Genomic DNA, 26288 nt, shown 5'->3' with positions numbered 1-26288 from the left:
ATATGCGGCTATTTCAACAAATGCTGGTTTTTTGAATGCATAACGACAAAGATCTCTCCACGTGGCAAACGTTCCGCCGACTCTGGCCGATGATTGCACCTTTTAAATCAGGCTTGATCGTGGCGGGCGTAGCGTTAATCCTCAACGCAGCCAGCGATACCTTTATGCTATCGCTTCTTAAACCGTTACTGGATGACGGTTTTGGTAAAACAGATCGATCGGTGCTGCTATGGATGCCGCTGGTGGTTATTGGCCTGATGATCCTGCGCGGTATCACCAGCTACGTCTCCAGCTACTGCATCTCCTGGGTATCGGGAAAAGTGGTAATGACCATGCGTCGTCGACTGTTCAGCCACATGATGGGCATGCCGGTCGCATTCTTTGACAAGCAGTCTACCGGCACATTGCTGTCGCGTATTACCTATGATTCAGAACAGGTTGCCTCTTCCTCGTCCAGCGCGTTGATCACCGTGGTGCGTGAAGGTGCTTCGATCATCGGCCTGTTTATCATGATGTTCTACTACAGCTGGCAGCTGTCGATCATTCTTATCGTCTTAGCGCCGATTGTTTCGTTCGCTATCCGCCTTGTTTCTAAGCGTTTCCGCAATATCAGTAAAAACATGCAGAATACGATGGGGCAGGTGACTACCAGCGCAGAGCAGATGCTCAAAGGTCATAAAGAAGTGTTGATATTTGGTGGCCAGGAAGTCGAAACCAAACGTTTTGATAAGGTCAGCAATAAAATGCGTCTGCAGGGGATGAAGATGGTGTCGGCCTCTTCCATTTCCGATCCGATTATTCAGCTGATTGCTTCTCTGGCGCTGGCCTTTGTTCTGTATGCGGCGAGCTTCCCGAGCGTGATGGATACCCTGACGGCAGGTACAATTACCGTTGTCTTCTCGTCTATGATTGCGCTGATGCGTCCGCTGAAATCGCTGACTAACGTCAACGCGCAGTTCCAGCGCGGGATGGCGGCGTGCCAGACCTTGTTCAGCATCCTCGATTCCGAGCAGGAAAAAGACGAAGGTACGCGCGAAATTGTCCGCGCCAAAGGAGACCTTGAGTTCCGCAACGTCACTTTCACCTATCCTGGCCGCGAAACGCCTGCGCTGCGTGATATCAGCCTTAACCTCCCGGCGGGTAAAACCGTTGCGCTGGTTGGGCGTTCTGGCTCCGGTAAATCAACGATTGCCAGCCTGATCACCCGCTTCTACGACATCGACCAGGGCGAGATTCTGCTGGACGGTCACGATCTGCGGGAATATACCCTGCAGTCGCTGCGTAACCAGGTTGCGCTGGTTTCCCAGAACGTACATCTGTTTAACGACACGGTTGCCAACAACATTGCGTATGCGCGTACGGAAGAGTACAGCCGCGAGCAGATCGAAAACGCCGCTCGCATGGCCTATGCCATGGACTTTATCAACAAGATGGATAACGGCCTGGATACGATCATCGGCGAGAACGGCGTTCTGCTCTCTGGTGGTCAGCGCCAGCGTATTGCCATTGCGCGTGCCCTGCTGCGCGACAGCCCAATCCTGATCCTTGATGAAGCCACCTCTGCGCTGGATACCGAGTCTGAGCGTGCCATCCAGTCCGCGCTGGATGAGCTGCAAAAGAACCGTACGTCGCTGGTCATTGCGCACCGTCTGTCGACCATTGAAAAGGCTGACGAAATTGTTGTCGTTGAAGATGGCGTTCTCGTTGAACGCGGCAGCCATGCGGATCTGCTGGCTCACCGCGGCGTGTATGCCCAGCTTCATAAGATGCAGTTTGGTCAATGATTGCACGCATCTGGTCAGGTGAATCTCCTCTCTGGCGACTGCTGCTGCCGCTCTCCTGGCTGTATGGCCTGGTGAGCGGTGCTATTCGCTTGCTGTACCGGCTTGGGCTGAAACGTGCATGGCGAGCGCCGGTGCCGGTTGTTGTGGTGGGGAATTTAACCGCAGGCGGAAACGGTAAAACGCCGGTGGTGATCTGGCTGGTAGAGCAATTGCAAAAACGCGGTATCCGCGCCGGGGTTGTGTCGCGGGGGTATGGCGGAAATGCGGTGCAGTATCCGTTGCTGCTGACCCCTGACACCACTACCGCCGAAGCGGGTGATGAGCCGGTGCTGATTTTTCAGCGTACCCACGCGCCGGTAGCAGTCTCGCCGGTGCGCAGCGAGGCCGTGCAGGCCCTGTTGGCAGAACATCCGGTTCAGATTGTCATCACTGACGATGGCCTGCAGCATTATGCCCTTGCGCGTGACAAAGAGATTGTTGTGATTGACGGTGTTCGCCGTTTCGGGAACGGCTGGTGGTTACCGGCCGGGCCAATGCGTGAGCGAGCCTCTCGCCTGAAAAGCGTTGATGCGGTTATTGTCAACGGCGGTGAAGCCAGAGCGGGGGAGATCCCGATGCACCTTCATCCGGGGCTGGCGGTAAATCTGCTTACCGGTGAAAGGAAAGCGGTCGCCCAACTGACGTCACTGGTGGCGATGGCGGGCATCGGCCATCCTCCGCGTTTCTTCGCGACGCTGGAACAGTGCGGCGCAAAACTTGAAAAGCGTGTTCCGCTAGCCGACCATCAGGCGCTGATATCGGAGCAGGTTAACGCCCTGGCGTCGCCTGAGCAGACGCTGATCATGACCGAAAAAGACGCGGTGAAATGCCGTGCCTTCGCGAAAGAAAACTGGTGGTATCTGCCGGTTGACGCTGAGCTTAGCGGCGAGCAACCGGAGCAACTGCTTAAAGAACTGATTGCGTTAGTGCATTAACAGCAACTGCGGTTCTGGTGGCGCTTTTACGGACAGGAAAACGCATGTCTTTACCGCAACTCTCGCTTTCAGCCGCACGTCATCTTCACCTTGCCGCGCAGGGGCTTTTGAAAAAGCCGCGTCGTCGCGCTCAGCCCACTGATATTCTCTCTACCGTGCAGCGCATGTCGCTACTGCAAATCGAAACCATCAATATCGTGGCGCGCAGCCCTTATCTGGTGCTGTTTAGCCGTCTGGGGAACTATCAGCCTCAGTGGCTCGACAACGCCCTCAGGCAGGGCGAGCTGATGGAATATTGGGCGCACGAGGCCTGTTTCCTTCCGCGCAGCGACTTCGCGCTGGTCCGCCATCGGATGCTCTCCCCGGATAAGATGGGCTGGAAATACCGCCAGGAGTGGATGCTGGAGCACGCCGCTGAAATTGAGCAACTGATCGCGCATATTCAGGAGAAGGGGCCGGTACGGTCCGCTGATTTTGAACATCCCCGTAAAGGGGCCAGCGGCTGGTGGGAATGGAAGCCGCACAAACGTCATCTGGAAGGGTTATTTACTTCCGGCAAAGTCATGGTGATTGAGCGGCGTAACTTTCAGCGTGTATATGACCTGACGCACCGCGTGATGCCGCACTGGGACGACCTGCGCGATCTCCTCACTCAGGAGGCGGCTGAGGCCGTCATGCTTGAGAACAGCGCCCGCAGCCTGGGGATTTTCCGCCCGCAATGGCTGGCGGATTACTATCGTCTTCGCCAGCCAGCGCTGAAACCGCTGCTGGAGAGGTGGCAGCAGGAGCAGCGCGTCGTCCCCGTTTCGGTGGACACGCTGGGCGAAATGTGGCTGCATGCGGATCTCCTCCCGCTGCTGCCACAGGCGCTTGATGGCAAACTGCAGGCAACCCACAGCGCGGTACTCTCGCCATTCGACCCGGTAGTCTGGGACAGAAAACGGGCTGAGCAGCTCTTTAATTTCAGCTACCGGCTGGAGTGCTATACCCCGGCACCGAAACGCCAGTTCGGTTACTTCGTGTTACCGTTACTGCACAAAGGGCAGCTTGTCGGGCGGATGGATGCCAAAATGCACCGTAAAACCGGCACGCTTGAAATCATTGCGCTTTACCTTGAGGACGGCGTGAAAGTCACCGCGACCTTAGAAAAAGGATTAACGTCCGCGATTAGCGAGTTTGCGCGCTGGCAGGACGCCCACCGCGTGACGCTGGAGCGTCTGCCCGACGGGCTGTTTAACGCCTGTCGACATGGCTGGGAAACAGGCACTCCCTGAAAAAGGAATGTGTTAAGATTTAGCGATTACCCCTACGGAGGAACTATGGATCACCGTTTACTTGAAATCATTGCCTGCCCGGTATGCAACGGCAAGCTGTACTACAGCCAGGACAAACAAGAGCTGATTTGCAAACTGGATAGCCTGGCGTTCCCGCTGCGTGACGGTATTCCGGTCCTGCTGGAAAACGAAGCCCGTTCCCTGGTCGCGGAAGAGAGCAAACCATGAGTTTTGTTGTCATCATTCCTGCCCGCTACGCCTCAACGCGCCTGCCGGGTAAACCGCTGGTGGACATCAACGGCAAGCCGATGATTGTGCACGTTCTTGAGCGTGCCCGTGAATCGGGGGCCGAGCGCGTGATTGTTGCCACCGATCACCCGGACGTAGCGCGTGCGGTGGAAGCGGCAGGCGGAGAAGTTTGCATGACCCGTGCCGATCATCAGTCCGGTACCGAACGTCTGGCGGAAGTGGTTGAAAAATGCGGCTTCAGTGACGACACGGTTATCGTGAATGTCCAGGGCGACGAGCCGATGATCCCGGCGGTTATCATTCGTCAGGTGGCGGAAAACCTGGCGCAGCGTGATGTGGGGATGGCGACGCTCGCCGTGCCGATTCACCACGTAGAAGAAGCCTTCAATCCGAATGCGGTGAAAGTGGTGATGGATGCCGAAGGGTATGCCCTCTATTTTTCACGCGCCACCATTCCCTGGGATCGCGATCGTTTTGCCGTCTCAAAAGAGGCGATTGGCGACACCTTCCTGCGCCATCTGGGCATCTACGGCTATCGCGCCGGTTTCATTCGCCGTTATGTCACCTGGGCACCAAGCCCGCTGGAACATATCGAGATGCTGGAGCAGCTTCGCGTCCTGTGGTACGGGGAGAAGATCCACGTTGCGGTTGCCCAGGAAGTGCCGGGTACTGGCGTAGATACCCCTGACGATCTTGAGCGCGTTCGCGCCGAAATGCGTTAATTTTTCCGTCGTCCCCCCGCCTGGGGGGACAGTTTCCCGCCAGGTTATTTCCCTTTTCAGTGCCTTAATTGATCTCTATCGGGTGACATCTTTCCCTGACGCGCTCATTATAAAAGCAGTAGTCTTAATGGGGGTAATCTCATATGGAACAACTGCGTGCCGAACTCAGCCATCTGCTCGGGGAGACATTAAGCCGGGTGGAGTGCGTGAATGAAAAGGCCGATACCGCGCTTTGGGCGTTGTATGACAGTCAGGGAAACCCGATGCCGCTAATGGCGAGGAGTTTTTCCTCGCCGGGCGTTGCCCGACAGCTGGCCTGGAAAATGTCGATGCTGGCGCGCGAAGGGACGGTCCGTATGCCGACAGTCTACGGTGTGATGACCCATGAAGAACATCCCGGCCCGGACGTGTTGTTGATTGAGCGGTTACGCGGTGTCCCGGTGGAAGCCCCGGCGCGCACGCCAGAGCGCTGGGAGCAGTTAAAAGACCAGATTGTGGAAGCGCTGCTCGCCTGGCACCGGCAGGACAGCCGTGGTCTCGTTGGCCCGGTCGACAGCACGCAGGAGAACCTGTGGCCGCTCTGGTATCGCCAGCGCATTGAGGTGCTGTGGGGAACCTTAAACCAGTTCAACAACACCGGTTTAACCATGCAGGACAAACGCATTCTGTTCCGCACCCGGGAATGCCTGCCGGCCCTGTTCGAAGGTTTTAACGACAACTGTGTGCTGGTACACGGTAATTTTACCCTGCGCAGCATGCTTAAAGATCCGCGCAGCGACCAACTGCTGGCAATGGTCGGGCCGGGCATCATGCTTTGGGCACCGCGTGAGTACGAGTTGTTCAGGCTAAGCGACAGCGGCGCGGCAGAAGGTTTACTCTGGCACTACTTGCAGCGCGCGCCGGTGGCAGAGGCCTTCCTGTGGCGGCGCTGGCTCTACTTGCTCTGGGATGAAGTCGCGCAACTGGTCAATACCGGGCGTTTCAGTCGCGCCAACTTCGATCTTGCGGCGAAATCACTCCTGCCGTGGCTCGCCTGACACACCTTTGAGCCACTGCCAGATCCGCCCAAGCGTCTCATAGCCCACGCGATCGCTGTGCATTAACCACACCGGGGACGGGATCGCCCGCTCCCACGGATTCAGCGGTGCGGTGATGGCCAGTTGGTTAGCCGGTGCCGGCAGCGGGTGTAGCCCCTGGCTCTCAAAGAAAATCATCGCTCTCGGCAGATGGGAAGCAGAGGTTACCAGCAGGAACGGAACGTCGCCGATGGCTTTTTTCACCGCGGCGGCCTCTTCTTCAGTGTCTTTGGGGCTGTCCAGCGTGATGATTGACGAGCGCGGTACACCCAGTGATTCCGCCACTCTCGCCCCGGCTTCCGCCGTGCTGACCGGGTTCGTTTTCGCGGTGGCACCGGTGAAAATCAGTTTGGCACCCGGATTAGCCAGCCACAGGCGAATGCCTTCATTAAGCCGCGGCAGGCTGTTGTTGATCAGATTTGAACTGGGCGCCCAGTCCGGGTCCCAGGTATACCCTCCGCCGAGCACGACGATATACCCCACTTTCTGATTGCCCTGCCAGGTTGGATATTTATTCTCAATGGGGCGCAACAGCCCATCCGCCACCGGCTGCAGGCTTAACAGCAGCAGCGCCAGCCAGCCCAGGGTAATAAGCGATTTTCCACTTTTCTGGAAACGGCTAAACCACACCAGCGCCAGACCAAGCGCGATGACGAGCAGCAGCAGGGGAAGGGGAAGCATCATGCCGCCGATGTATTTTTTTAGGGTAAAAAGCATCCTTTTTGGTTCCTTTTTTAACCATATAGCAGATGAATGCCAGTGATATTACACCAGAGAGGTTCATTCTCCGCTCGGGTGTGACAAAATAGCGGTTTTGCAGTTAGCGAGTGGAACTCTCCCAATGCGGGATCGCAATTTTGATGACATCGCGGAAAAGTTTTCGCGCAACATTTATGGCACGACTAAAGGCCAGCTGCGTCAGACGATCCTCTGGCAGGATCTCGACAAGCTTCTTGCCGACTATCCGGGCCAGAGATTGCGTGTGCTTGATGCGGGCGGTGGCGAAGGCCAGACTGCCATCCTGATGGCACAGCGGGGTCATCACGTCACCTTGTGCGATCTCTCTGCTGAAATGGTGGCGCGTGCCCGGCAGGCGGCAGACGAGAAAGGTGTGAGCGACAACATGCATTTTATACATTGCGCCGCTCAGGACATTGCGCAGCATTTGGAAACGCAGGTTGATCTGATATTGTTTCATGCTGTGCTGGAATGGGTGGCCGATCCGCAGGCGGTGCTAAAAACGCTGTGGTCGATGTTGCGCCCGGGCGGGGCGTTATCGCTGATGTTCTACAACGCAAACGGCTTGTTAATGCGAAACGTGCTGGTGGGCAATTTCGGCTACGTTCAGCAGGGCATGTATAAAAAGAAACGGCGCACGCTGTCGCCGGATTTCCCGCGTGAACCGCAGCAGGTCTATGGCTGGCTGGAGGAGATCGGCTGGGAGATCACCGGTAAAACGGGCGTGAGGGTGTTTCATGACTATCTGCGTGATAAACAAAAACAGCATGACTGCTTAGACGCCTTAACAGAAATTGAAACGCGGTACTGCCGCCAGGAGCCTTATTTAAGCCTTGGCCGCTATATCCACGTCACCGCGCGCAAGCCGCAGATGCAAGGATAATCTATGAGTGAATTTTCCCAGACAGTCCCCGAACTGGTTGCCTGGGCCAGAAAAAATGATTTCTCCATCTCGCTGCCGGTAGACAGACTCTCTTTCCTGCTGGCGGTGGCTACGCTGAACGGCGAGCGGCTTGATGGTGAAATGAGCGAGGGTGAACTGGTGGATGCCTTCCGCCATGTCAGTGATGCGTTTGAGCAAACCAGCGAAACCATTAGCGTGCGTGCCAACAACGCGATCAACGACATGGTGCGTCAACGTCTGCTGAACCGCTTTACCAGCGAGCAGGCGGAAGGAAACGCCATTTATCGTCTGACGCCACTGGGTATCGGCATTACCGACTATTACATCCGCCAGCGTGAGTTTTCGACGCTGCGCCTCTCTATGCAGCTCTCGATTGTCGCGGGCGAGCTGAAGCGTGCCGCCGATGCGGCAGATGAGAATGGCGATGAATTCCACTGGCACCGCAACGTCTACGCGCCGCTGAAATATTCGGTAGCCGAGATCTTTGACAGTATCGATCTGACCCAGCGTCTCATGGACGAACAGCAGCAGCAGGTGAAAGACGATATCGCACAACTGCTGAATAAAGACTGGCGGGCGGCCATCTCCAGCTGCGAACTCCTGCTGTCAGAAACCTCTGGTACGCTGCGCGAACTGCAGGACACCCTCGAGGCGGCAGGGGATAAGCTGCAGGCTAACCTGCTGCGTATTCAGGATGCCACGCTTGCCCATGACGATCTGCACTTTGTCGACCGTCTGGTATTTGATTTACAAAGCAAGCTTGACCGCATTATTAGCTGGGGCCAGCAGTCGATTGACCTGTGGATTGGCTACGACCGCCACGTGCATAAATTTATCCGTACCGCGATTGATATGGATAAAAACCGCGTCTTTGCTCAGCGTTTGCGCCAGTCGGTACAGACCTATTTCGATGCGCCCTGGGCGCTGACCTACGCAAGTGCCGATCGCCTGCTGGATATGCGCGATGAAGAGATGGCGTTGCGTGATGAAGAAGTGACCGGTGAACTGCCACCGGATCTGGAATTCGAAGAATTCAACGAAATTCGCGAGCAGCTTGCGGCGATGATCGAAGAACAGCTCGCGGTCTACAAAACCAGACAAGTGCCGCTGGATCTTGGTCTCGTGGTGCGCGACTATCTGGCGCAATATCCTCGGGCGCGCCATTTCGATATCGCCCGCATTGTCGTCGACCAGGCCGTACGCCTGGGCGTCGCGCAAGCAGATTTCACCGGGCTGCCGCCGAAGTGGCAGCCGATTAACGATTACGGAGCCAAGGTACAGGCGCATGTCATTGACAAATATTGAAAACGTGATGCCAGTTAAGCTGGCACAGGCGCTGGCGAATCCGTTGTTTCCGGCGCTGGACAGCCAGCTACGTGCCGGTCGTCACATTGGCCTTGACGAGCTGGATAATCACGCCTTTTTGATGGACTTCCAGGAGTATCTGGAAGAGTTTTACGCGCGTTACAACGTTGAGCTTATTCGTGCGCCGGAAGGTTTTTTCTATCTGCGCCCGCGCTCCACGACGCTCATTCCGCGCTCCGTGCTTTCCGAGTTAGACATGATGGTCGGGAAAATTCTCTGCTATCTCTATCTCAGCCCGGAACGTCTGGCGAACGAAGGTATCTTCACGCAACAGGAGCTTTACGATGAGCTGCTGGCGCTGGCGGATGAAAGCAAGCTGCTCAAGCTGGTGAACAACCGTTCGACGGGGTCCGACCTTGATCGTCAGAAATTGCAGGAAAAAGTTCGCTCTTCTCTGAACCGTCTGCGCCGACTGGGTATGGTCTGGTTTATGGGCCATGACAGCAGCAAGTTCCGCATTACGGAATCGGTCTTCCGCTTTGGTGCCGACGTGCGCGCGGGCGACGATGCGCGTGAGGCGCAGCTACGCATGATCCGTGACGGTGAAGCGATGCCGGTGGAAAACCATTTGCAGCTCAATGATGAGCATGAAGAGAATCAGCCGGAAAGCGGGGAGGAAGAGTAATGATTGAACGCGGTAAATTTCGCTCACTGACGCTGATTAACTGGAACGGCTTCTTTGCCCGAACCTTCGATCTGGATGAGCTGGTCACCACGCTCTCCGGCGGTAACGGGGCGGGTAAATCTACCACCATGGCGGCGTTCGTCACGGCGCTGATCCCCGATTTGACCCTGCTGCACTTCAGAAACACCACCGAAGCGGGCGCGACAAGCGGCTCCCGTGACAAAGGCCTGCACGGTAAGCTGAAAGCGGGCGTCTGTTATTCGGTGCTGGACGTGATCAACTCCCGTCACCAGCGCGTGGTGGTTGGCGTGCGTCTGCAGCAGGTGGCGGGCCGTGACCGTAAGGTTGATATCAAACCTTTCGCCATTCAGGGCCTGCCGACTTCCGTGCAGCCGACCGCGCTGCTGACGGAGACCTTAAACGAACGTCAGGCGCGCGTGCTGACGCTTCAGGAACTGAAAGACAAGCTTGAAGCTATCGAAGGCGTGCAGTTTAAGCAGTTCAACTCCATTACCGAATACCACTCCCTGATGTTCGATCTGGGCGTGGTTGCCCGACGTCTGCGGACTGCATCCGACCGTAGCAAATATTACCGTCTGATCGAAGCGTCCCTGTACGGCGGTATCTCCAGCGCCATTACCCGCTCGTTGCGCGACTACCTGTTGCCAGAAAACAGCGGCGTGCGTAAAGCCTTCCAGGACATGGAAGCCGCACTGCGTGAAAACCGCATGACGCTGGAAGCGATCCGCGTGACCCAGTCTGACCGCGATCTGTTTAAACATCTGATCAGCGAAGCCACTAACTACGTGGCGGCAGACTATATGCGTCACGCCAACGAACGCCGCATACACCTCGATCAGGCCCTGGAGTACCGCCGCGAGCTGTTCACATCCCGTAAGCAGCTGGTGGCTGAGCAGTATAAGCACGTCGAAATGGCGCGCGAACTGGGTGAGCACAACGGTGCGGAAGGGGATCTGGAAGCCGATTACCAGGCCGCCAGCGATCACCTGAACCTGGTGCAGACCGCGCTGCGTCAGCAGGAAAAAATCGAGCGCTACGAAGCGGATCTCGATGAGCTGCAAATTCGTCTTGAAGAGCAAAACGAAGTGGTGGCCGAAGCCGCCGATCTGCAGGAAGAGAACGAAGCGCGCGCCGAAGCGGCCGAACTGGAAGTGGATGAGCTGAAAAGCCAGCTCGCCGATTACCAGCAGGCGCTGGACGTGCAGCAGACCCGTGCGATTCAGTACACCCAGGCGCTGCAGGCCCTGCAGCGTGCGAAAGAGCTGTGTCACCTGCCGGACTTAACGCCAGAGAGCGCGGAAGACTGGCTGGACACCTTCCAGGCGAAAGAGCAGGAAGCCACCGAAAAGCTGCTGTCGCTCGATCAGAAAATGAGCGTGGCGCAAACGGCGCACAGCCAGTTTGAGCAGGCATACCAGCTGGTCGTGGCGATCAATGGCCCGGTTGCGCGTAGTGACGCCTGGAGCGTTGCCCGCGAACTGCTGCGTGACGGTATGAACCAGCGCCATCTGGCCGAACAGGTTCAGCCGCTGCGTATGCGTCTGAACGAACTGGAACAGCGTCTGCGCGAGCAGCAGGAAGCCGAGCGTCTGCTGGCCGATTTCTGCAAACGTCAGGGCAAAAATTACGATTTCGACGATCTTGAAGCCCTGCATCAGGAGCTGGAAGCGCGAATTGCTTCACTTTCTGACAGCGTTTCCAGCGCCAGCGAACAGCGCATGAACCTGCGTCAGGAAATGGATCAGCTCCAGTCTCGTTCGCAAAAGCTCCTGCAACGCGCGCCGATCTGGCTTGCCGCGCAAAGCAGCCTGAGCCAGCTCAGCGAGCAGTGCGGGGAAACGTTTGAATCCGGCCAGGACGTTACGGAATACCTGCAACAACTGCTGGAGCGTGAGCGTGAAGCGATCGTTGAGCGTGATGAAGTCGGTAACCGTAAACGTGAAGTTGACGAAGAGATTGAACGCTTAAGCCAGCCGGGCGGTGCAGAAGATGCGCGCCTGAATGCGCTGGCGGAACGTTTTGGCGGCGTACTGCTGTCGGAAATTTATGACGACGTGGGTCTGGATGACGCGCCGTACTTCTCGGCGCTGTACGGCCCGTCGCGTAATGCGATCGTCGTGCCCGATCTGTCGCAGATTTCTGAGCAGCTGGCCGGTCTGGAAGATTGCCCGGAAGATCTCTATTTAATCGAAGGGGATCCGCAGTCATTCGATGACAGCGTGTTCAGCGTGGACGAGCTTGAAAAAGCGGTGGTGGTGAAAATTGCCGACCGCCAGTGGCGCTATTCTCGCTTCCCGGAACTGCCGCTGTTTGGCCGTGCCGCGCGTGAAAACCGTATCGAAAGTCTGCATGCCGAGCGTGAAACGCTGTCAGAGCGTTTTGCCACCCTGTCGTTCGACGTTCAGAAAACCCAGCGCCTGCATCAGGCCTTTAGCCGCTTTATCGGTAGCCATCTGGCGGTGGCGTTTGACGCCGACCCGGAAGCCGAAATTCGCAAGCTCAACACCCGCCGGGGTGAACTGGAACGCGCGCTGGCGAATCATGAAAATGATAATCAGCAGAGCCGCGTACAGTTCGAACAGGCGAAAGAGGGCGTAGCCGCGCTCAACCGCATTCTGCCGCGTCTTAACCTGCTGGCGGACGAGACGCTGGCCGATCGCGTCGATGAAATTCAGGAACGTCTGGATGAAGCGCAGGAAGCGGCACGTTTCATTCAGCAGCATGGCAATCAGCTGGCGAAACTGGAACCGGTGCTCTCGGTGCTCCAGAGCGATCCGGAACAGTATGAGCAGCTGAAAGAAGATTACGCCTGGTCTCAGCAGGTACAACGCGAAGCCCGCCAGCAGGCATTTGCCCTGACGGAAGTGGTGCAGCGTCGCGCCCACTTTGGCTACTCTGATTCCGCTGAAATGCTCAGCGGTAACAGCGATCTTAACGAGAAACTTCGCCAGCGTCTTGAGCAGGCGGAAGCGGAACGTACTCGCGCCCGTGAAGCTATGCGTACGCACGCCGCGCAGCTGAGTCAGTACAGCCAGGTCATGGCCTCGCTGAAAAGCTCCTATGACACCAAGAAAGAGCTGCTTAACGATTTACACAAAGAGCTGCAGGATATCGGGGTTCGCGCCGACAGCGGCTCGGAAGAGCGGGCGCGTATTCGCCGCGACGAATTGCATGCCCAGTTAAGCAACAACCGCGCGCGCCGTAATCAGCTGGAAAAAGCACTGACCTTCTGTGAAGCGGAGATGGACAACCTGACGCGTCGCCTGCGCAAGCTGGAACGCGACTATCACGAAATGCGCGAGCAGGTTGTGACCGCCAAGGCGGGCTGGTGCGCGGTGATGCGCATGGTGAAAGACAATAACGTTGAGCGTCGTCTGCACCGTCGCGAGCTGGCGTACCTTTCCGGGGATGAACTGCGCTCCATGTCGGATAAGGCATTGGGTGCGCTGCGTCTGGCGGTGGCGGATAACGAACATCTGCGCGACGTGCTGCGCATGTCCGAAGATCCAAAACGTCCAGAGCGTAAAATCCAGTTCTTCGTGGCGGTTTACCAGCACCTGCGCGAGCGTATTCGCCAGGATATCATCCGCACCGACGATCCGGTCGAAGCCATCGAGCAGATGGAAATCGAGCTGGGTCGCCTGACGGAAGAGTTAACCTCCCGCGAGCAGAAGCTGGCAATCAGCTCCCGCAGCGTGGCAAATATCATCCGCAAAACCATTCAGCGCGAGCAGAACCGTATTCGTCAGCTGAACCAGGGACTGCAGAGCGTGTCGTTTGGTCAGGTTAACAGCGTGCGTCTGAACGTGAACGTGCGTGAAGCCCACTCGACGCTGCTTGATGTGTTGTCCGAGCAGCACGAACAGCATCAGGATCTGTTTAACAGCAACCGCCTGACCTTCTCGGAAGCACTGGCGAAGCTGTACCAGCGCCTGAACCCGCAGATTGATATGGGGCAGCGCACGCCGCAAACCATCGGCGAAGAACTGCTGGATTACCGTAACTATCTTGAGATGGAAGTGGAGGTCAACCGTGGTTCAGACGGCTGGCTGCGCGCCGAGTCCGGTGCGCTCTCAACAGGTGAGGCTATCGGTACCGGGATGTCTATTCTGGTGATGGTGGTGCAGAGCTGGGAAGATGAGGCGCGTCGTCTGCGCGGCAAAGATATCTCCCCATGCCGCCTGCTGTTCCTTGATGAAGCGGCGCGTCTTGATGCCCGCTCTATCGCCACGCTGTTTGAGCTGTGCGACCGTCTTGATATGCAGCTTATCATCGCGGCACCAGAGAACATCAGCCCGGAAAAAGGCACTACCTATAAGCTGGTGCGTAAAGTCTTCCAGAACAGCGAGCACGTACACGTCGTGGGTCTGCGCGGCTTTGCACCGCAGCCACCGGAGTCGTTACCCGGCACGGCTGACGCTTCCTGAGGCGTTTTGTTACAAAGAGCGGCGCAGTAGCGCCGCTTTCTTTTATTCACTTAACTTGTGCTGATAGCGGGGTTATCTTTAAACTTCTTTACATAAGGCAAGGCAACTGCGGTTATGCCTTCCTATACTAACTAAACATAAGCCCCAGAATGATGGGCATGTCGTGAAAAACAGGGGGCAAGGGATGTTGCTAAAGAAAAATCGTGGTCGTCAGCTGTCAGCGCTGGGTTTGTGCCTGACAGTGATGTTTGCTCCACTGTTTACCGCACAGGCGGATGAGCCTGAAGTTGTACCTTCGGACAGCTCTGCAACGACGGGTACACAACCGATGTCGCTGTCTCTGCCGCTGGATCAATCTCCGGCGACGGCGATCATGGCGGGAATCCGGCCGCTACCCGAAGGGATCGACACCGGTTCACTTCGCCAGCAGCTGATGACGGGCTTGCCGTCAGGCTACACGCCAGCCTATATCAACCAGCTCACGCTGCTGTATGCCGCGCGTGATATGAAACCTATGTGGGAAAACCGCGACGCGGTGCGTGCGTTTCAGCAACAGCTTGCGGAAGTCGCGATTGCAGGTTTCCAGCCGCAGTTCACCACCTGGGTAGAGCTGCTGACTGACCCTTCCGTTACCGGCCAGGCGCGGGATGTGGTGTTGTCTGATGCGATGATGGGCTACCTGCAGTTTGTGGCGGGCATTCCGGTTAATGGCAACCGCTGGCTGTATAGTCAAAAGCCGTACAAGCTGGCGACCCCGGCGCTGTCAGTGATTAACCAGTGGCAGCTGTCGCTGGATAATGGTGAACTGCCGCGCTTTATCGCAAGCCTTGCGCCTGCGCATCCGCAATACGCCACGATGCATCAATCCTTACTGGCGCTGGTGGCGGACTCGCGGCCGTGGCCGCAACTGCGCGCCACCGCGACGCTTCGCCCTGGCCAGTGGAGCAGCGATGTTCCCGCCCTGCGTGAAATCCTCAGCCGTTCCGGCATCCTCGACGGCGGGCCTAACATTGCTCTTCCTGGCGACGATTCGCAAAACGTGGTGGTCAGCCCGTCTGCCCCGGTCAAAGAGAAAAAAGCCGTAGGGCTAAACAACAAGCCCGCGGCGTACGATCGTGAACTGGTGGCAGCCGTGAAGCAATTTCAGGCCGCGCAAGGGCTGGGGGCTGATGGCGTCATTGGTCAGTCCACGCGTGACTGGCTGAACGTCTCTCCTGCGCAGCGGGCAGGGGTGTTGGCGCTGAATATCCAGCGTTTGCGTTTGCTGCCGGGTACGCTTTCGACCGGCATCATGGTGAATATTCCTGCTTACTCTCTGGTTTATTATCAGGACGGAAACGAAGTGCTGGCGTCCCGCGTCATTGTCGGGCGGCCAGATCGTAAAACGCCGATGATGAGCAGCGCGCTGAACAATGTCGTGGTGAACCCGCCGTGGAACGTTCCGCCGACGCTTGCGCGCAAAGACATCCTGCCTAAGGTGTGGAACGATCCGGGCTATCTGGAACGCCACGGTTATACGGTGATGCGCGGCTGGAACAGTAAAGAAGCGATTGACCCGTATATGGTCGACTGGTCTACGATTACGGCCTCGAACCTGCCGTTCCGTTTCCAGCAGGCACCGGGCGCGCATAACTCGCTGGGACGTTACAAGTTCAATATGCCGAGTTCCGACGCTATCTATTTGCACGATACGCCAAACCACACCCTGTTCCAGAAAGACACCCGCGCACTCAGCTCCGGCTGCGTTCGTGTAAACAAAGCGTCTGAACTGGCGAACATGCTGTTGCAGGATGCCGGCTGGAACGATACGCGGATCTCTGATGCGCTGAAACAAGGTGATACCCGGTATGTGAATATCCGCCACAATATTCCCGTCAATCTTTACTACCTCACGGCGTTTGTCGGGGCCGACGGGCGTACCCAGTATCGTACAGATATTTACAATTATGATCTCCCCGCGCGATCCGGCGCACAAATTTTGCCAAAAGCGGAACAATTAATCAGGTAAATGAAGTAGTTCGGGAAAAATGATTGTCGTAAGTTATGGTGAATACGGGGCAATATGGCTGTAGGCCGCGTATTTACTGGGGTTGGGCGCCTTGACGTTGTCGGCTTTGCCAGTTAAGGTGCCCTTCGTGCGCTAAGCATATTGACGATTTCATTGACCTGTAGACCTGATTATCATGGACAAATTTGACGCTAATCGCCGCAAACTGCTGGCGTTAGGTGGTGTTGCGCTGGGCGCAGCGGCCATCTTGCCGACGCCAGCATTTGCCACCCTCTCGACCCCACGTCCGCGTATTTTAACGCTCAACAATCTTCACACCGGTGAGTCGCTTAAAGCGGAGTTTTTCGATGGCAGAGGCTATATTCAGGATGAATTAGCAAAACTAAACCATTTTTTCCGTGATTTCCGCGCGAATAAAATAAAAGCCATCGATCCAGGACTGTTTGATCAGTTGTTTCGCCTTCAGGGCCTGTTGGGGACCAGCAGACCTGTGCAGCTCATTTCTGGCTATCGCTCGCTCGATACCAATAACGAACTGCGTGCCCACAGCCGTGGGGTAGCGAAAAAAAGCTACCACACCAAAGGGCAGGCAATGGATTTCCACATTGAAGGCGTTTCGTTAGCCAATATTCGCAAAGCTGCGTTATCTATGCGCGCAGGTGGTGTAGGATATTACCCACGTAGCAACTTTGTGCATATTGATACCGGGCCGGTCAGGCACTGGTAATAACGAAACACAGGAGCAGTATGAACTATCGTATTATTCCGGTTACCGCGTTCTCCCAGAACTGTTCATTAATCTGGTGTGAGCAAACCAAACTGGCCGCGCTTGTTGATCCCGGCGGCGACGCTGAGAAAATCAAGCAGGAAGTCGCTGCAAGCGGCGTCACGCTGATGCAGATCCTGCTCACTCACGGTCACCTTGACCACGTGGGGGCAGCAGCTGAACTGGCGCAGCACTACGGTGTGCCGGTTATCGGTCCGGAAAAAGAAGATGAGTTCTGGCTTGAGGGGTTACCTGCCCAAAGTCGCATGTTTGGCCTTGATGAGTGTCAGCCGTTGACGCCCGATCGCTGGCTGAACGAAGGAGATCGTGTAAGCGTAGGGAATGTGACGTTACAGGTGTTGCATTGTCCCGGGCACACGCCGGGCCATATCGTCTTTTTTGATGACCATTCGCGTCTGCTGATTTCCGGCGATGTGATTTTCAAAGGTGGGGTAGGACGCAGTGATTTTCCGCGCGGCGATCACGGACAGCTGATCCAGTCGATTAAGCAGAAGTTATTGCCGTTAGGCGATGACGTGACGTTTATCCCCGGACACGGCCCGATGTCGACGCTGGGCTATGAACGGGTACACAATCCGTTCCTTCAGGATGAAATGCCTGTCTGGTAACCAGAATGAAAAAAGCCTGCATATGCAGGCTTTTTTGTGGGCGCGAGTTACAGAACGGCGACAATCGCCTCGCACAGCGGTGCCATATTATCTGGCGTCATGCCCGCCACGTTTACGCGGCCAGAGGCAACGGCGTAGACGCCGAACTCTTCACGCAGACGCAGAACCTGTTCTTTAGTCAGGCCGCTGAACGAGAACATGCCGTTTTGCTTGATGATGAAGCTGAAATCACGGTCAGCCCCTTTCTCCGCCAGCGTGCTCACAAACAGCAGACGCATGCGCTGGATACGCTGGCGCATATCGTTCAGCTCCTGCTCCCAGATCGCGCGCAGCGCGTCGTTGCTCAGGATGGTCGCGACCACAGAGGCACCGTGTGCCGGTGGGTTAGAGTAGTTTGCACGGATCACGGATTTCATCTGGCTGAACGCGCGGTCGACGGTCTGGTCGTCGGCGGCGACCAGCGTACAGGCACCCACGCGCTCATTGTACAGACCGAAGTTCTTGGAGTATGAGCTTGCGACAATCAACTCCTGATGAACAGCCGCGAACGCGCGCAGGCCTTCGGCATCTTCTTCCAGCCCGCGAGCAAAGCCCTGGTAGGCGAAGTCGAACAGCGGCAGCCAGCCTTTTTCAACGGACAGTTTTGCCAGCTGTTCCCACTGTTCCAGCGTCGGATCGATACCGGTTGGGTTATGGCAGCAGCCATGGAACAGAACAACGTCACCCGCCTGCGCGTCGTTCAGGCTGGTCAGCAGACCGTCAAAGTCCAGCGCGTGGTTTGCTGCATCGTAGTAGGCGTATTCACGCACTTCCAGACCCGCAGAGTTAAAGACGCTTTTATGGTTTGGCCAGCTTGGGTTGCTGACCCAGACGCGCTTAACGGAGGTGTTTTTCGCCAGGAAATCCGCCGCAACGCGCAGGGCACCGGTGCCGCCTGGCGTTTGCGCTGTACGAGCGCGTTTGCTGCTCACAATCTCACTGCCTTTACCGAACAGCAGTTCCTGCGTGCAGCGACCAAATTCAGGGATACCATCAATACCGAGGTAGTTCTTGGTGGTTTCGTTTTCCAGCAGGTACTGTTCCGCTTTTTTAACGCTGGTCAGTACCGGTGTTTTGCCGGTTTCATCTTTATATACACCAATACCCAGGTTGATTTTGCCAGGGCGGTCATCGGCACGAAACAGATCGGCCAGGCCCAGAATTGGGTCGGCAGGAGCGGCGGTAATGTTCTCAAACATGACGAAGTTCCATTGTGATTACAGAAGTGAAATCCGCTATCAGGTTAACGGTAGATTTACAAAATGCCAACCGTTTGCGACGAAAAGCGTGCAGCTTCTCAAAAGTCGCCATTTTTTGCTTTCAGGCAAAAAAAAACAGGGCCGAAGCCCTGTTCATTAAGCATATAACATTGTGGCGTGCTGATTAGAACTGGTAAACGATACCCAGAGCAACGGTGTCATCATTGTTGATACCGAGCTTGTTGTCGTCTTTCAGCTGGTTGATCTGGTAGTCAACATAGGTGGACATGTTTTTGTTGAAGTAGTAAGTCGCACCCACTTCGATGTAGTTGATGAAGTCTTCGTCGCCGATACCTTCTACGTCTTTCGCTTTAGATTTGTAGTAGGAAATGGACGGACGCAGGCCGAAATCGAACTGGTACTGTGCAACAACAGAGAAGTCCTGAGACTTGTTAGCGAAGCCACGGCTGCCCAGACGCGCTGCGTTCTGCATTTCGCCGTACAGTGCTGCCAGGTAGATGTTGTTCGCGTCGTATTTCAGACCGGTCGCCCACTGCTCAGCTTTATCACCGTTACCCCATTCCAGAGTCTGCTGGTTGTTGGTACGGTCAGCGGCGCCGTAAGCACCCAGTACTGCGAAGCCATCAAACTCGTAGCTCAGAGAGGTTGCCCAGCCGTCACCGTTAGAACGGGTAGCGTCGGTACGCTCGTTTTTACCCAGGTACTGAACGCCGAAGTTCAGACCGTCAACCAGACCGAAGAAGTTGTTGTTACGGTAAGTTGCCAGACCACCGGTACGGCCCGCGAAGAAGTCATCGCTTGCGCCAGTGTCGCCGCCGAACTCAGGCAGCATATCGGTGATACCGATAACGTCATACACCAGGCCATAGTTACGACCGTAGTCGAAGGAGCCTGCGTCACCGAATTTCAGACCTGCGAATGCCAGACGGGTTTTGTTGCCGCTCTGCGCGTCGCTGCCTTCAGAGTTGTTACCCTGGAAGTTGTATTCCCACTGGCCGTAACCGGTCAGCTGGTCGTTGATCTGGGTTTCGCCTTTGAAGCCCAGACGCGCGTAAGTCATGTCGCCATCGTTGCCATCATTGTCAGAGAAGTAATGCAGGCCAACAGCTTTCCCGTAAAGATCTAATTTGTTGCCGTCTTTGTTATAGATTTCTGCAGCGTTAGCTGCACCGGCTACCAGCAGGGCAGGGATAACCACTGCCAGGATATTGCGCTTCATCATTATTTATTACCCTCATTGGTTTTTTTATGACACTCGCCACTGCCGCCAATAAATTCTGTCAATAAATATTTCCGGAACTATTGATGAGAGTTAGGTGTCTTTATGTGTCTGACAGGCATCTTTCCATTCATAGAACCGTTTCGCTAGCCTGAAAGTGCTACAATCCTCAATATTCAGTAACAAAAAGAAATAATGTGTAAGAATTTGTGTATTTTCGGGAACTTTGTGAACCACCTCAAACTTCAGAACTGATTGCCTAAATAAACAGCGTTTTCATTCCTATATATATGAAATGCTTATATTTATTTTCGATAAAAGGATTTCATATAAACAGAAGTTAAACGGTACATCTTTTCTTATGACCACGAATAGCCTTCCGGAAGGCTGCATAATGGCGTTAATTTTGTGCTATTGCTTAAGAATTCAATAAGCACAATAAGACTGTGGTTTATTTTTTGTTCGCAGATGTTTCGTGGAAATAAAACGTAACAAGCAGGGGATTTGACGGGGTTGCAGCTTAAGCAAGCTGACTTTGACCTGACGAAAATTGACATTGCAGAATAAAATAATGGCCAGCATGTGCTGGCCATTATCATTAATAACGCGATTAGAAACTGGCGTTACGCGGCGTGCGTGGGAAAGGAATCACATCACGCACGTTCTGTACACCGGTGACGTAGGCAATAAGACGTTCAAAGCCAAGGCCAAAACCGGAGTGCGGAACGGTGCCGTAACGACGCAGATCGCGATACCAGCCGTAGTCAGCAGGGTTAAGCCCCATCTCTTCCATACGGGCGTCCAGCACGTCCAGACGCTCTTCACGCTGAGAACCGCCGATGATTTCGCCGATGCCCGGCGCAAGCACGTCCATCGCTGCCACGGTTTTACCGTCTTCGTTAAGGCGCATGTAGAAGGCCTTAATGTCTTTCGGATAGTTTTTCACAACCACCGGTGCTTTGAAGTGTTTCTCTGCCAGATAACGCTCGTGTTCGGAGGAGAGGTCAACGCCCCAGTAAACCGGGTTCTCAAACTTCTCGCCGCATTTTTCGAGGATAGCAACCGCATCGGTGTAATCCACCTGCGCAAAGTCAGCGGAAACGAAACGCTCAAGACGGGCAATCGCGTCGTTATCCACGCGTTCAGCGAAGAATTTCATATCATCAGCACGTTCTTCAAGAACCGCTTTGAACACGTACTTCAGCATGGCTTCTGCCAGACCTGCTACGTCATTCAGATCCGCGAAAGCCACTTCTGGCTCCAGCATCCAGAACTCCGCCAGGTGGCGGCTGGTGTTGGAGTTTTCGGCACGGAAGGTTGGGCCGAAGGTGTAGATTTTAGACAGCGCACAGGCGTAGGTTTCGCCGTTGAGCTGGCCGGACACCGTCAGGAAGGCTTCTTTTCCGAAGAAGTCTTTGTCGTAATCCACTTTGCCTTCCGGCGTGCGCGGCAGGTTTTCCATATCCAGCGTTGAAACGCGGAACATTTCGCCGGCACCTTCGGTGTCAGACGCGGTGATAAGCGGGGTAGAAACCCAGAAATAACCCTGCTCGTCGAAGAAGCGATGCAGCGCCTGCGCCAGCGTGTGACGCACGCGGGCAACCGCCCCAATCAGGTTGGTGCGCGGACGCAGGTGCGCCACTTCACGCAGATACTCAATGCTGTGGCGTTTTGCCGCCATCGGGTAGGTATCAGGATCTTCAACCCAGCCCGTGACTTCGATAGCGGAAGCCTGAATTTCGAAACTCTGACCCTGACCAGGCGATGCCACAACCACGCCGGTGACAATAACGGAACAACCCGTTGTCAGGTGCAGAACGTCATCATTGTAATTGGGCAGAGAATTATTGATGACGGCCTGTACAGGATCAAAGCAGGAACCGTCATAGACGGCGAGGAAGGAGATGCCAGCTTTAGAATCTCGGCGAGTACGCACCCATCCGCGCACGGTGACTTCTTGGTCAACGGCGACACGGCCCTGGAGTACGTCGGCTACAGGCACAACGCTCATAATATTCTCTCTGTTAATAGTCGGAAAAAATAAACACTTGTCCGCCCTTATAGGGGGGATATCTATGTTACCTGGCATCCGCCATCAGACAAGCAGATTTCGCAGTCAAAAGAGAAGAAATCAGAAATAAATAAGGTGAGAGGGAGCCTGAAAGGCTCCCTGAGGCGGTCAGCTTGCTTTTTTAACCTGCGGCAGATCGAAGGCTTCGCGCAGGGCGCGGACAAATGCTTTGTCGTGACAGATGGTTTTGCCCGGGCTGTCAGAGAGTTTTGCCACCGGCTTGCCGTTACATTCCACCAGCTTTATGACGATGTTCAGCGGTTTTACCTGTGGGATATCACAGGTCAAACGGGTCCCGATACCGAAACTCAGGTTCACTCGGGAAGAGAAGTGGCGATAAAGGTCGACGGCTTTCGCCAGATCGAGGTTATCGGAGAAGACCAGCACCTTGCTCATTGGGTCGATGCCCAATTTTTGGTAATGGGCGATGGCCTTCTCGCCCCATTCAACCGGGTCGCCGGAGTCATGACGCAAGCCCTGATAGCGTTGTGCAAACTCAGGACCAAAGTCACGCAGGAACGCGTCCATGGTAATGCAGTCGGTGAGGGCGATACCCAGCTGGTCAGGGTACTCGTCCAGCCAGGCGGCAAGCGCAGCGCGCTGGCTGTTGGCAAGATCGGGGCTGATCTGCTGGTGTGCCTGGAACCATTCGTGTGCCTGGGTGCCCATGGGGGTCAGATCCAGACGACGGGCCAGGTCATAATTGCTGGTGCCTACAAACCACGGTTCCTGCTTCAGACGCTCAACAATGGCTTGCTGTACCTCGCGGGAGAAACGGCGGCGCGTGCCGAAGTCCATCAGACGGAAGCGGGACATATCCAGCCCTTCGGTCAGATGCGAGAATTCAACGAGTTTATGTTCAAGCGAAGCAATCGCCTGCTCAACGCCGGTGTCGGGCGAGCGGTAGCGGTGGGCCAGTTCACTGATGACGGCCAGCAGCGGCACTTCCCACATAATGACTTCACGCCACGGGCCTTCAAGGCGAATGTCCAGCTTGCCATTGTCATTGGTCACGGTCACCTGATCGGGGTTATAGCGGAACTCGCGCAGCCAGTTCAGGTAATCGGCGTGGAAGAAAGGCAGGCCCGAAAGCCAGTGATATTCGTCGTCCTGCAGCGCCAGATGCCGCATGGCATCGACCTGCTCACGAATGGAATCTGCGTAGATACCCAGCAAGTCGTCGCCCCGGCAGCGAAACTCAGCCGCAACCTGAACGTCATGGTAATGGTGAAAAACGGCTTGCTGCATATGCAGTTTATACGCGTCGGTATCCAGCAACGTATGCAGAACAGGAGAAGCGAATCGAGTCATAGGTGCGCAGTAGCATCCTCTCACAGGAGCGTTTAGTACATTAAACAACTCCGGAGTATACCTTGTTTAGTGATTTATTGAACCCCGATCACAACATAAGCTGACTTTAGGGTCGAGCGCATTTCGTGCCCCTGTTAAATAAATGTAGCGAAAAAGCGGTTTGTAACTGAAAAGATGAACATTCTGCGTAGCGCGTTTTACGCAACAGGAATATATTGAAACGTTACTCGACAAACGATGCATAAGGTTTTCTATGACACAACAGCCTCAAGCCAAATACCGCCACGACTACCGTGCGCCGGAATACCTGATTAGCGATATCGATCTGACTTTTGACCTGGATGCCACTAAAACCGTTGTAACGGCGGTAAGCCAGGTGACGCGTCAGAGCGCGACGGCCGTCCCGCTGCGTCTTGATGGTGAAGACCTGACGCTGGTTTCTCTGCATATTAATGACGCCGCCTGGACCGACTATAAAGAAGAAGACAATCAGCTGGTCATTAACAACCTGCCTGAACGCTTTACCCTGCGCATCGTGAATGAAATTAGCCCTGCCGCCAACACCGCGCTGGAAGGGCTTTACCAGTCAGGCGTGGCGCTGTGCACCCAGTGTGAAGCGGAAGGTTTCCGCCACATTACCTGGTATCTGGATCGCCCGGACGTTCTGGCGCGCTTCACCACCAAAATCATCGCCGATAAAACTCTCTATCCGTTCCTGCTCTCCAACGGTAACCGTGTGGGCGAGGGTGAGCTGGAAAACGGACGTCACTGGGTACAGTGGCAGGATCCGTTCCCGAAACCATGCTACCTGTTTGCGCTGGTGGCGGGCGATTTCGACGTGCTGCGCGACACCTTTAAAACCCGCTCCGGACGCGACGTGGCGCTGGAACTGTTCGTTGACCGTGGCAACCTCGATCGTGCGCCGTGGGCGATGACCTCGCTTATCAACTCCATGAAGTGGGACGAGGAGCGTTTTGGCCTCGAATACGACCTCGACATCTACATGATCGTCGCCGTCGACTTCTTCAACATGGGGGCGATGGAGAACAAAGGTCTTAACGTCTTTAACTCGAAATATGTGCTGGCGCGTACCGATACCGCGACCGATAAAGATTACCTGGATATCGAACGCGTCATTGGCCACGAATATTTCCACAACTGGACCGGTAACCGTGTGACCTGCCGCGACTGGTTCCAGCTGAGCCTGAAAGAGGGCTTAACCGTGTTCCGCGATCAGGAGTTCAGCTCCGATCTGGGTTCGCGTGCGGTTAACCGCATCAACAACGTGCGCACCATGCGCGGCCTGCAATTTGCCGAAGATGCCAGTCCGATGGCGCACCCGATTCGTCCGGACAAAGTGATTGAGATGAACAACTTCTACACCCTGACGGTGTATGAGAAGGGCGCTGAAATCATCCGCATGATCCACACCCTGCTGGGCGAAGAGAATTTCCAGAAAGGGATGCAGCTCTACTTCGAACGTCACGACGGCAGTGCCGCCACCTGCGACGACTTCGTGCAGGCGATGGAAGATGCCTCAAACGTCGACCTGTCTCATTTCCGCCGCTGGTACAGCCAGGCCGGTACGCCGATTGTGAGCGTAAAAGACGACTACAACCCGGAAACCGAGCAGTATTCTCTGACCATCAGCCAGCGCACGCCGCCAACGGCTGAGCAGGAAGAGAAACACCCGCTGCACATTCCGTTCAGCATTGAGCTGTACGATAACGAAGGGAACGTCATCCCGCTGCAGAAGGGCGGCCATCCGGTGCACCACGTGCTGAACGTTACCCAGGCAGAGCAGACCTTTATCTTCGATAACGTTTACTTCCAGCCGGTGCCAGCGCTGCTGTGCGAATTCTCTGCCCCGGTCAAGCTGGAGTACAAGTGGAGCGATCAGCAGCTGACGTTCCTGATGCGTCACGCGCGCAATGACTTCTCTCGCTGGGATGCGGCACAAAGCCTGCTGGCAACCTACATTAAGCTCAACGTCAACCGTTACCAGCAGGGCCAACCGCTGACGCTGCCGGTGCATGTGGCCGACGCGTTCCGTGCCATCCTGCTCGATGAGCAGATCGATCCGGCCCTGGCGGCGGAAATTCTGACGCTGCCTTCTGCCAGTGAAATCGCTGAGCTGTTCGACATCATCGACCCGATTGCGATCGTGACCGTTCGCGAAGCGCTGACCCGCACTTTGGCGACCGAGCTGGCAGACGAATTCCTGGCGATTTACAACCTCAACAAGCTGGATGCCTATCGCGTAGAGCATGAGGACATCGGTAAGCGCTCCCTGCGTAACACCTGCCTGCGCTACCTGGCCTTCGGTGACGTCGAGCTGGCGAATACGCTGGTGAGCAAACAGTATCACGAGGCGGACAACATGACCGATGCGCTGGCGGCGCTGGCGGCAAGCGTTGCTGCCGAACTGCCGTGTCGCGATGCGCTGATGCAGGAGTACGATGACAAATGGCATCAGGACGGCCTGGTGATGGACAAGTGGTTTGTTCTGCAGGCCACCAGCCCGTCGGCAGATGTGCTGAGCACCGTGCGCAGCCTGCTGAAGCACCGCTCCTTCACCATGAGCAATCCGAACCGCGTACGTTCTCTGATTGGCGCGTTTGCCAGCGCCAACCCGGCAGCGTTCCACGCCGAAGACGGCAGCGGTTATCAGTTTATGGTTGAAATGCTGACCGAGCTGAACAGCCGTAACCCGCAGGTGGCGTCACGTCTGATTGAGCCGCTGATCCGCCTGAAGCGTTATGATGCCGAGCGTCAGGCGAAAATGCGCGCCGCGCTGGAGCAGCTGAAAGGGCTGGAAAACCTGTCTGGCGATCTGTACGAGAAGATCGCTAAAGCGTTAGCGTAA

At 55.7% G+C, this 26288-nt stretch carries 19 protein-coding genes; 14 read left to right on the top strand and 5 right to left on the bottom strand.

The window, feature by feature from the left end; all coding sequences use genetic code 11:
* The first annotated feature begins 35 nt into the window (after nt 1–35).
* The 6 genes from msbA (at nt 36) to I6L58_RS04615 (ending at nt 6040) form a co-directional block, all read left to right on the top strand.
* A complete protein-coding gene (msbA, locus tag I6L58_RS04640) occupies nt 36–1784 on the top strand; it encodes a lipid A ABC transporter ATP-binding protein/permease MsbA (protein ID WP_088207568.1) in 1749 nt (582 codons plus the stop codon).
* Nucleotides 1781–2758 (top strand): tetraacyldisaccharide 4'-kinase, encoded by a 978-nt coding sequence (gene lpxK, locus I6L58_RS04635; protein WP_088207567.1) that lies wholly within the window; start codon nt 1781–1783, stop codon nt 2756–2758. The genes msbA and lpxK overlap by 4 nt, the downstream gene beginning before the upstream one ends.
* Before the next feature lie 44 nt (nt 2759–2802).
* Nucleotides 2803–4032 (top strand): winged helix-turn-helix domain-containing protein, encoded by a 1230-nt coding sequence (locus tag I6L58_RS04630; protein WP_088207566.1) that lies wholly within the window; start codon nt 2803–2805, stop codon nt 4030–4032.
* A 45-nt stretch (nt 4033–4077) separates the two neighbouring features.
* Nucleotides 4078–4260: a protein YcaR gene (gene ycaR, locus I6L58_RS04625; protein ID WP_006174474.1), complete on the top strand. Its 183-nt coding sequence runs from the start codon at nt 4078–4080 to the stop codon at nt 4258–4260.
* Nucleotides 4257–5003: a 3-deoxy-manno-octulosonate cytidylyltransferase gene (gene kdsB / locus I6L58_RS04620; RefSeq protein ID WP_088207565.1), complete on the top strand. Its 747-nt coding sequence runs from the start codon at nt 4257–4259 to the stop codon at nt 5001–5003. The genes ycaR and kdsB overlap by 4 nt, the downstream gene beginning before the upstream one ends.
* 143 nt (nt 5004–5146) lie before the next feature.
* A complete protein-coding gene (locus I6L58_RS04615) occupies nt 5147–6040 on the top strand; it encodes a YcbJ family phosphotransferase (RefSeq protein ID WP_058609227.1) in 894 nt (297 codons plus the stop codon).
* Here the strand turns inward: I6L58_RS04615 and elyC are convergent.
* A complete protein-coding gene (elyC, locus tag I6L58_RS04610; protein WP_088207564.1) occupies nt 6017–6796 on the bottom strand; it encodes an envelope biogenesis factor ElyC in 780 nt (259 codons plus the stop codon). The genes I6L58_RS04615 and elyC overlap by 24 nt on opposite strands.
* Before the next feature lie 124 nt (nt 6797–6920).
* Here elyC and cmoM point away from each other — a divergent pair, with 124 nt between their 5' ends.
* The 7 genes from cmoM (at nt 6921) to I6L58_RS04575 (ending at nt 17562) form a co-directional block, all read left to right on the top strand.
* The gene (gene cmoM / locus I6L58_RS04605) at nt 6921–7700 is read left to right on the top strand and encodes a tRNA uridine 5-oxyacetic acid(34) methyltransferase CmoM (protein ID WP_006174481.1); all 780 of its coding nucleotides are present in this window, start codon (nt 6921–6923) and stop codon (nt 7698–7700) included.
* 3 nt (nt 7701–7703) lie between these two features.
* Nucleotides 7704–9026 (top strand): chromosome partition protein MukF, encoded by a 1323-nt coding sequence (gene mukF, locus I6L58_RS04600; RefSeq protein WP_088207562.1) that lies wholly within the window; start codon nt 7704–7706, stop codon nt 9024–9026.
* Nucleotides 9007–9711 (top strand): chromosome partition protein MukE, encoded by a 705-nt coding sequence (mukE, locus tag I6L58_RS04595; RefSeq protein WP_042319452.1) that lies wholly within the window; start codon nt 9007–9009, stop codon nt 9709–9711. The genes mukF and mukE overlap by 20 nt, the downstream gene beginning before the upstream one ends.
* Nucleotides 9711–14159 carry a chromosome partition protein MukB gene (gene mukB, locus I6L58_RS04590; protein WP_088207561.1) on the top strand — a complete coding sequence of 1483 codons (4449 nt, stop codon included), beginning with the start codon at nt 9711–9713 and terminating at the stop codon, nt 14157–14159. Before mukE ends, mukB begins: the two co-directional genes overlap by 1 nt.
* Nucleotides 14160–14343: 184 nt before the next feature.
* A complete protein-coding gene (gene ldtD / locus I6L58_RS04585; protein ID WP_088207560.1) occupies nt 14344–16167 on the top strand; it encodes a L,D-transpeptidase in 1824 nt (607 codons plus the stop codon).
* A gap of 175 nt (nt 16168–16342) precedes the next feature.
* On the top strand, nt 16343–16894 hold the full coding sequence (locus I6L58_RS04580) for a YcbK family protein (protein WP_006174497.1): 552 nt from the start codon (nt 16343–16345) through the stop codon (nt 16892–16894).
* 20 nt (nt 16895–16914) lie between these two features.
* Complete coding sequence (locus I6L58_RS04575; RefSeq protein ID WP_088207559.1) at nt 16915–17562, top strand: MBL fold metallo-hydrolase; 648 nt, start codon at nt 16915–16917, stop codon at nt 17560–17562.
* 47 nt (nt 17563–17609) lie between these two features.
* On the opposite strand, the gene I6L58_RS04570 is transcribed toward I6L58_RS04575, so the two are convergent.
* From I6L58_RS04570 to pncB, 4 genes are all read right to left on the bottom strand, one after another.
* A complete protein-coding gene (locus tag I6L58_RS04570; RefSeq protein WP_006174501.1) occupies nt 17610–18800 on the bottom strand; it encodes an amino acid aminotransferase in 1191 nt (396 codons plus the stop codon).
* Nucleotides 18801–18984: 184 nt separating this feature from the next.
* Nucleotides 18985–20043, bottom strand: coding sequence for a porin OmpF (gene ompF, locus I6L58_RS04565; RefSeq protein WP_006174505.1), 1059 nt, complete (start codon nt 20041–20043; stop codon nt 18985–18987).
* 607 nt (nt 20044–20650) lie between these two features.
* Nucleotides 20651–22051 (bottom strand): asparagine--tRNA ligase, encoded by a 1401-nt coding sequence (asnS, locus tag I6L58_RS04560; RefSeq protein WP_042319454.1) that lies wholly within the window; start codon nt 22049–22051, stop codon nt 20651–20653.
* Nucleotides 22052–22219: 168 nt separating this feature from the next.
* Nucleotides 22220–23422, bottom strand: a complete 1203-nt coding sequence (pncB, locus tag I6L58_RS04555; protein ID WP_088207558.1) for a nicotinate phosphoribosyltransferase — start codon at nt 23420–23422, stop codon at nt 22220–22222.
* A 253-nt stretch (nt 23423–23675) separates the two neighbouring features.
* Here pncB and pepN point away from each other — a divergent pair, with 253 nt between their 5' ends.
* Nucleotides 23676–26288: an aminopeptidase N gene (gene pepN, locus I6L58_RS04550; protein ID WP_088207557.1), complete on the top strand. Its 2613-nt coding sequence runs from the start codon at nt 23676–23678 to the stop codon at nt 26286–26288.

Source organism: Enterobacter cancerogenus (assembly GCF_019047785.1).
In the GTDB taxonomy this organism is placed as follows: Bacteria; Pseudomonadota; Gammaproteobacteria; order Enterobacterales; family Enterobacteriaceae; genus Enterobacter; species Enterobacter cancerogenus.
This window is presented reverse-complemented; position numbering and strand designations above follow the sequence as displayed.